At 67.8% G+C, this 6,056-nt stretch carries 6 protein-coding genes; 3 read left to right on the forward strand and 3 right to left on the reverse strand.

Annotated elements, in window-relative coordinates:
* Positions 1 to 113: 113 nt before the first annotated feature.
* Complete coding sequence (locus tag V7D28_RS13310; RefSeq protein WP_333587867.1) at positions 114 to 986, reverse strand: TauD/TfdA dioxygenase family protein; 873 nt, start codon at positions 984 to 986, stop codon at positions 114 to 116.
* Between the two features lie 88 nt (positions 987 to 1,074).
* Here V7D28_RS13310 and cobS point away from each other — a divergent pair, with 88 nt between their 5' ends.
* A complete protein-coding gene (gene cobS / locus V7D28_RS13315) occupies positions 1,075 to 2,079 on the forward strand; it encodes a cobaltochelatase subunit CobS (RefSeq protein WP_333587868.1) in 1,005 nt (334 codons plus the stop codon).
* Positions 2,080 to 2,182: 103 nt separating this feature from the next.
* Here the strand turns inward: cobS and V7D28_RS13320 are convergent, their stop codons facing one another.
* Positions 2,183 to 2,494 carry a hypothetical protein gene (locus V7D28_RS13320; RefSeq protein ID WP_333587869.1) on the reverse strand — a complete coding sequence of 104 codons (312 nt, stop codon included), beginning with the start codon at positions 2,492 to 2,494 and terminating at the stop codon, positions 2,183 to 2,185.
* Positions 2,495 to 2,776: 282 nt separating this feature from the next.
* On the opposite strand from V7D28_RS13320, the gene V7D28_RS13325 reads away from it, so the two are divergent.
* The gene (locus V7D28_RS13325; RefSeq protein WP_333587870.1) at positions 2,777 to 3,985 is read left to right on the forward strand and encodes a DUF3089 domain-containing protein; all 1,209 of its coding nucleotides are present in this window, start codon (positions 2,777 to 2,779) and stop codon (positions 3,983 to 3,985) included.
* Positions 3,986 to 4,056: 71 nt separating this feature from the next.
* Here the strand turns inward: V7D28_RS13325 and V7D28_RS13330 are convergent, their stop codons facing one another.
* Complete coding sequence (locus tag V7D28_RS13330; protein ID WP_333587871.1) at positions 4,057 to 4,236, reverse strand: DUF1328 family protein; 180 nt, start codon at positions 4,234 to 4,236, stop codon at positions 4,057 to 4,059.
* Between the two features lie 130 nt (positions 4,237 to 4,366).
* Here V7D28_RS13330 and cobT point away from each other — a divergent pair.
* Positions 4,367 to 6,056 (forward strand): cobaltochelatase subunit CobT (gene cobT, locus V7D28_RS13335; protein WP_333587872.1); only part of this gene is annotated, 1,690 nt, incomplete at its 3' end.

The raw sequence follows: 6,056 nt of genomic DNA on the forward strand, positions 1-6,056 counted from the left end.
CCTCAGCTTCGCCCTCGAAACGGAGATTCAGGGCCGCTGGCCCTGGCGGCGGGCGCAGGCCGACCCCGGCGAGGCGCGACGCTAGACGGGCGCCTTCATCCGGGCGCCGGGCGTCACACCGGCGTCTCCCCGGCCACGGTGGTGCGGTGCATCACGCGCAGATGGCCGTCATAGCCGCCTTCGGCCAGGTGGATGGTGCGCCGGTTGTCCCAGATGAGCAGAGTGTGCGGCGCCCAGCGGTGGCGGAAGATGAATTCTTCCCGCGTCATATGCGCAAACAGGAAGGCGAGGATCGCCTGGCTCTCGGCGGGGCTCATGCCCTCGATCCCGACCGTATAGACCGGGCTGACGAACAGCGCCTTGCGGCCCGTCACGGGATGAGTGCGGACCAGGGGATGGCTGTGGGTCTTGTCGGCCTCGGCGCTGACGATGATCTGCATGGTGCGCTTCTCGGTCTCCCGGGCGAAGACGCCCTGGGTCCCATAGGCGCGGCCGGCGCTGTGGACCGCGCGCAGGCGGCCGAGCGTCTCCTGCATCACGGGCGACAGGGCCTCATAGGCCCGGACGCAGTCGGCGAAGAGGGTGTCGCCGCCGACCGGCGGCACCACCTTGGCATGCAGCAGAGTGGCGGCCGGCGGCTTGGGCTGGAAGCTCCAGTCCGAATGCCATCCGGCGCCGAAGTTGGTGGCCTTTTCGTCCGGCTCCCGGCGCAGCTCCAGGACGTTGGGCCGGCCGGGCATGGGGGCGATGAAGGGATCCACCCCAAAGGGGCCGAAGCGCAGGGTGGCGGCCTCCAGTTCATCAAGGCTCAGATCCTGGTCGGGGAAGCTTAAGACCCCGTGTTCGGCCCAGGCGCGCAGGACCTCGTCCATCACCTTATCCGAGGGGCCTTCGGCGAAGTTCACCCCCCGCACCACGGCGCCGAAGCCGTGTTCGGCGGGGTGGGTCTGGAGGGTGGGATAGGCGTCTTGATCAGGGGTTGGCATGGCGCGCGCGCTTCCTCCGGCTTTTTGCTCTTGAGGCCATGAAACACCCGTTTGCTTCGAAGGCGTAACCCTGTATGCGAGGCTGGTCATGACCTCGATTTCCGAAACCCACGACGATCAGTTGCTGACCCTTGTCCCCGACAAGAAGGTCTCCGTGCGCGAGACCTTCGGCGTCGATGTGGACATGACCGTGCCGGCCTTCTCCCACCGCGACAGCCATGTGCCGGAGATCGACACCGCCTATCGGTTCGACCCGGAAACCACCAAGGCCATCTGCGCGGGCTTCGCCTATGACCGCCGCGTCATGGTCCAGGGCTATCACGGCACGGGCAAGTCGACCCACATCGAACAGGTCGCCGCGCGGCTGAACTGGCCGCTGATCCGGGTCAATCTGGACAGCCACGTCAGCCGGATCGATCTGGTGGGCAAGGACGCCATCGTCCTGAAGGACGGCAAGCAGATCACCGAGTTCCGGGAGGGCATCCTGCCCTGGGCGTTGCAGCGTCCCATCGCCCTGGTGTTCGACGAATACGACGCCGGCCGGCCGGATGTGATGTTCGTCATCCAGCGCATCCTGGAAGCCCAGGGCAAGCTGACCCTGCTCGACCAGAACCGGGTCATCCGGCCGAACCCCTATTTCCGCCTGTTCTCCACCACCAACACCATCGGTCTGGGCGACACGACGGGGCTCTATCACGGCACCCAGCAGATCAATCAGGGGCAGATGGACCGCTGGTCCATCGTCACCACCCTGAACTATCTGGACCACGACGTGGAGGCGCAGATCGTGCTGTCCAAGTCGCCGAATTACGACACCCCCGAGGGCAAGCGCACCATTGCGGCCATGGTCCGGGTGGCGGACATGACCCGCAACGCCTTCATGAACGGCGACATCTCCACGGTCATGAGCCCGCGGACAGTGATCACCTGGGCGCAGAACGCCGAGATTTTCGGCGGCGACATCGGCCTGGCCTTCCGCCTGACCTTCCTCAACAAGTGCGACGAACTGGAGCGCGGCACCGTGGCCGAGTTCTACCAGCGCGCCTTTGGCAAGGACCTGCCGGAAAGCACCGCCCGGGTGCGCGTGGCCTGAGGGCTACGCCACAGGCGCGAAACAGAAACGGCGGCCCTGCATGGCGGGGCCGCCGTTCTTCATTCTGCATGATGGCGCCTCAGAAACGCCCTTCGCGCGCGGGTCAGCGGCTCATGAGGGCGGCCAGGCGACTGGCCTCGGTCTCGCTGATGCAGCGGGGCGCGGCCCAGCCTTCCTGCGAATTCAGGGCCTCTTCGGCGGAGACGAATTTCACCTCGCCGAACTCCCGGGCGAAGCCGCGCAGGGTCATGTCCGAACGGTCGCAGATATAGACCACGCGCGACGCCCGGACCGATTCCCGGGCCGCGGCGTCCTTGGCCGCCGCCTCGGCGGACGGGGCGCGGACGACTTCGCCGGCCTGGGCCGAGCCCAGAGCCAGGAGGGCGGCGCTCGCGGCGAGTGCGATCAACTTCATGTTTTTCCTCCTCATTATGGCCGGTCAGAGCCGGATCTTGGCAGGAGCGTTCCACAGCCCTGAATGCTTGTGAAGCTTTTATGACGGTTTTGAGCATGTTTTGCGACAATGCGCCGCCACCGTCAGCGGGCCGCCTTTAACCTCCCCCGCGAACGCCGTGGACGGATGAAATTCTACGGTCGGCCCTGGCGTTCGCGTCATGCCAGGCACTGGACGAGCACGGTTCTCTGGGCAATGTTCCGCCCCATTGAAGCAAAACTTCAGATTGCACTTGGGGAAGACATGTCGAGGAAGATGATCGCCGCCCTGACGGCCGCCACCGGGGCGCTGGCCCTGGCCGTCGCCGCCGGGCAGGCACAGGCCCAGTCGCAGGGTGCCGCCGCCCCGGCCGCCAATGACTATTCCAAGACCGAGAGCTGGCTCTGCTGGCCCGGTCAGGACGACGCCTGCGCCATCGACAACACCACCACCGTGGTGGCGGCCGACGGGACCATGACCACCGAGACCTGGCAGGCCAATCCGGACGCGGCCATCGACTGCTTCTACGTCTATCCCACCGTCTCCAACGATCCCGGCGTGATCAGCGACATGGTGGCCAATGACGAGGAACGGCGGGTGGTGGCCCAGCAGCTGGCGCGCTTCGGCTCGCAATGCCGGGTCTATGCGCCTCTTTATCGCCAGTTCACCCTGACGGCCCTGCGGGCGGTGGTGATGGGCGCGGCCCTGCCGTCCGGCCCCCGGCCCAACACCGGCTATCAGGACGTGGTCGACGCCTGGAACCACTATCTGGAGCACGAGAACAAGGGGCGCGGCGTGGTCCTGATCGGCCACAGCCAGGGCTCGGGCGTGCTGACCCAGCTGATCGCCAATGAGATCGACGGCAAGCCCGTGCAGGAACGGCTGATCTCGGCCCTGCTCATCGGGACCAACCTGCCGGTGAAGCGTGGCGAGGCGACGGGAACCTTTAAGTCCGTCCCCCTCTGCCAAGCGCCGGGCCAGATCGGTTGCGCGGTGTCCTATGTGAGCTTCCGCGCCGATCAGCCGCCGCCGGCCAATTCCCGGTTTGGCGTCATCACCGGCGCCGGAGCCGAGACCATGGAGGCCGCCTGCGTCAATCCCGCCGCCCTGGCCGGGGGCAAGGCTGATCTGCACGCCTATCTGGCCAGCAGCGGCACCCTGCTCGGCTCATCCGACGCCCCGGCGGCCTGGGTGAAGGACGGACCTGAGGTGACCACGCCGTTCGTCTCGGTTCCTGGCCTGCTGAGCGCCGAGTGCGTGCGCAAGGACGGCTTCCACTATCTGGCGGTCACCACCAACGCCGACCCGGCCGATCCGCGCACCGACACCATCGCCGGCGACGTGGCTCAGAACGGGGTGGTGGCCCGGGATTGGGGCCTGCATCTGATCGATGTGAACCTGGCCATGGGCGACTTGGTGAAGATGGTCGAGACCCAGGGCGCGGCCTATCTGGCCAAACACGCCCACCACTGAGGGTCGGCGCCTGACAAGGCGGCCCCCGCGCCCAGGCGCGGGGGCCGTTTCGTTTTGAAACCTCGCCTGACCTAGCGTCCGGTGAGCTTTCGTCCGGCCATGACGCCCAGAACCAGGAAGACCAGGAAGCCCACGAGGAAGAGGAAGAAGAGAATCTTGGCCACACCGGCGGCCGCGCCGGCCACGCCGCCGAAGCCCAGGGCGCCGGCCACAAGGGCCACGAGGGCGAAGATCAGAGCCCATTTCAACATGTCGGTTCTCCTGAACGGTTTGTCGAAGGGGGCAACGCCGCACGAAGCCTGGCTGTTCCGCCGCGCCAGCCGGTCCCGGGCCTGCATTGGCCCTTTCCCGCCGGCCTTGGGGCGCCTTATCTAGGAGACGATGTCCAAGTCCCCGCCCGAGAGCCCCGTCGAGCCGTTCAAGCGCGCCCTGGCCAACGCCGCGCGCTCCCTGGCCGAATCGCCTGACCTGGAGATCGTCTATTCCGGCGAAGGCCCGCAATTGCAGGGCAACCGGGCGGTGCTGCCCCATCCACCCCGGGACCTGGGGCCGGAGGACGCCGCCCGCATCCGCGGCCTGGCCGACCAGATGGCCCTGCGCCTGGCCCACCACGATACGGCGACCCACGCCAAGGGACGGCCCCAGTCGGCCCAGGGCGGCCCGATATTCGACGCCATCGAGCAGGCGCGCACCGAGGCCATCGGCGCCAACGCCCTGGGCGGGGTGCGCGAGAACCTGAAGGCGGTGCTGGACCAGTCCTGGGCCAAGCGGGTCTTCGACCCCATCGCCGCCCAAGCCAATCCCCCCATGGAGGAGATCGTCGGCCTGATGGTGCGCGAGCGCCTGACCGGCGAGCCGCCGCCGCCGGCCGCCCGTCCCCTGGTGGATCTGTTCCGGGCCGATATCGAGGCCAGGGCCGGCGCCGACCTTGATCGCCTGGCGGACAATCTTGAGGACCAGCGGGCCTTCGGCAAGGTGGCCAAGGCCATCCTCCGGGACCTGTCCATGGGCGATGACCTGTCCGACGCCCCCGACCAGCCTGATGAGGACGAGGACGGCGGCGAGGACGGCGAGTCCGACCGGTCCGAACAGGGCGACGAGGACGGCGGCGAGGAGCAGTCGCCCCAGCAGAGCGCCATGGACGACAGCGAGGCGACCCATCGCGAAAGCGAGGAGTCCGACAGCCAGCTGATGAGCGCCGAGGAAGATCCGGACGCGGAGGACACCGAGGACCAGCCCGACATGGGCGAGGGCGAGCAGCCCGCCCGGCCCGAGCCCAAGGGCGAGGCCAGGACGCCGACCTACAAGGTCTTCTCCACGGCCCACGACGAGATCATCGCCGCCGAAGAGCTCTGCGATCCCGAAGAGCTGGGCCGCCTGCGGGCCTATCTCGACCAGCAGCTGGCCAGCCTGTCCACCGTGGTCTCGCGCCTGGCCAACAAGCTGCAGCGCAAGCTCATGGCCCAGCAGAACCGCTCCTGGAGCTTCGATCTCGAGGAAGGCATTCTCGACACCGCCCGCCTGACCCGGGTGATCACCGACCCCACCGCCTCCCTGGCCTTCAAGGAGGAGGAGGACACCGAGTTCCGCGACACGGTGGTGACCATACTGATCGACAATTCCGGCTCCATGCGCGGGCGTCCGATCATGGTCGCCGCCGTCTGCGCCGACATCCTGGCTCGGACCCTGGAGCGGTGCGGGGTCAAGACCGAGATCCTGGGCTTCACCACCCGGGCCTGGAAGGGCGGGTCCAGCCGCGAGGACTGGCTGAAGGCGGGCAAGCCGCCCCAGCCCGGTCGGCTGAACGACCTGCGCCATATCGTCTACAAGGCCGCGGACGCTCCCTGGCGGCGGGCCCGGCGCAATCTGGGCCTGATGATGCGCGAGGGCCTGCTGAAGGAGAATATCGACGGCGAGGCCCTGATGTGGGCCCACCATCGGCTTCTGGGGCGGCCCGAGGCGCGACGCATCCTGATGGTCATCTCCGACGGGGCGCCGGTGGATGATTCCACCCTCTCGGTGAACTCCGGCCACTATCTGGAGCGTCACCTGCGCGAGGTGATCGCCGAGA

The sequence above is a fragment of the Phenylobacterium sp. genome (assembly GCF_036723115.1).
Lineage (GTDB): Bacteria > Pseudomonadota > Alphaproteobacteria > Caulobacterales > Caulobacteraceae > Phenylobacterium.

Excerpts from the sequence above, each read along its gene's own strand:
- V7D28_RS13310 (WP_333587867.1), bottom strand. The coding sequence starts at position 986 with ATGCCAACCCCTGATCAAGACGCCTATCCCACCCTCCAGACCCACCCC.
- V7D28_RS13325 (WP_333587870.1), top strand. The coding sequence starts at position 2,777 with ATGTCGAGGAAGATGATCGCCGCCCTGACGGCCGCCACCGGGGCGCTG.
- cobS (WP_333587868.1), top strand. The coding sequence starts at position 1,075 with ATGACCTCGATTTCCGAAACCCACGACGATCAGTTGCTGACCCTTGTC.
- V7D28_RS13330 (WP_333587871.1), bottom strand. The coding sequence starts at position 4,236 with ATGTTGAAATGGGCTCTGATCTTCGCCCTCGTGGCCCTTGTGGCCGGC.
- V7D28_RS13320 (WP_333587869.1), bottom strand. The coding sequence starts at position 2,494 with ATGAAGTTGATCGCACTCGCCGCGAGCGCCGCCCTCCTGGCTCTGGGC.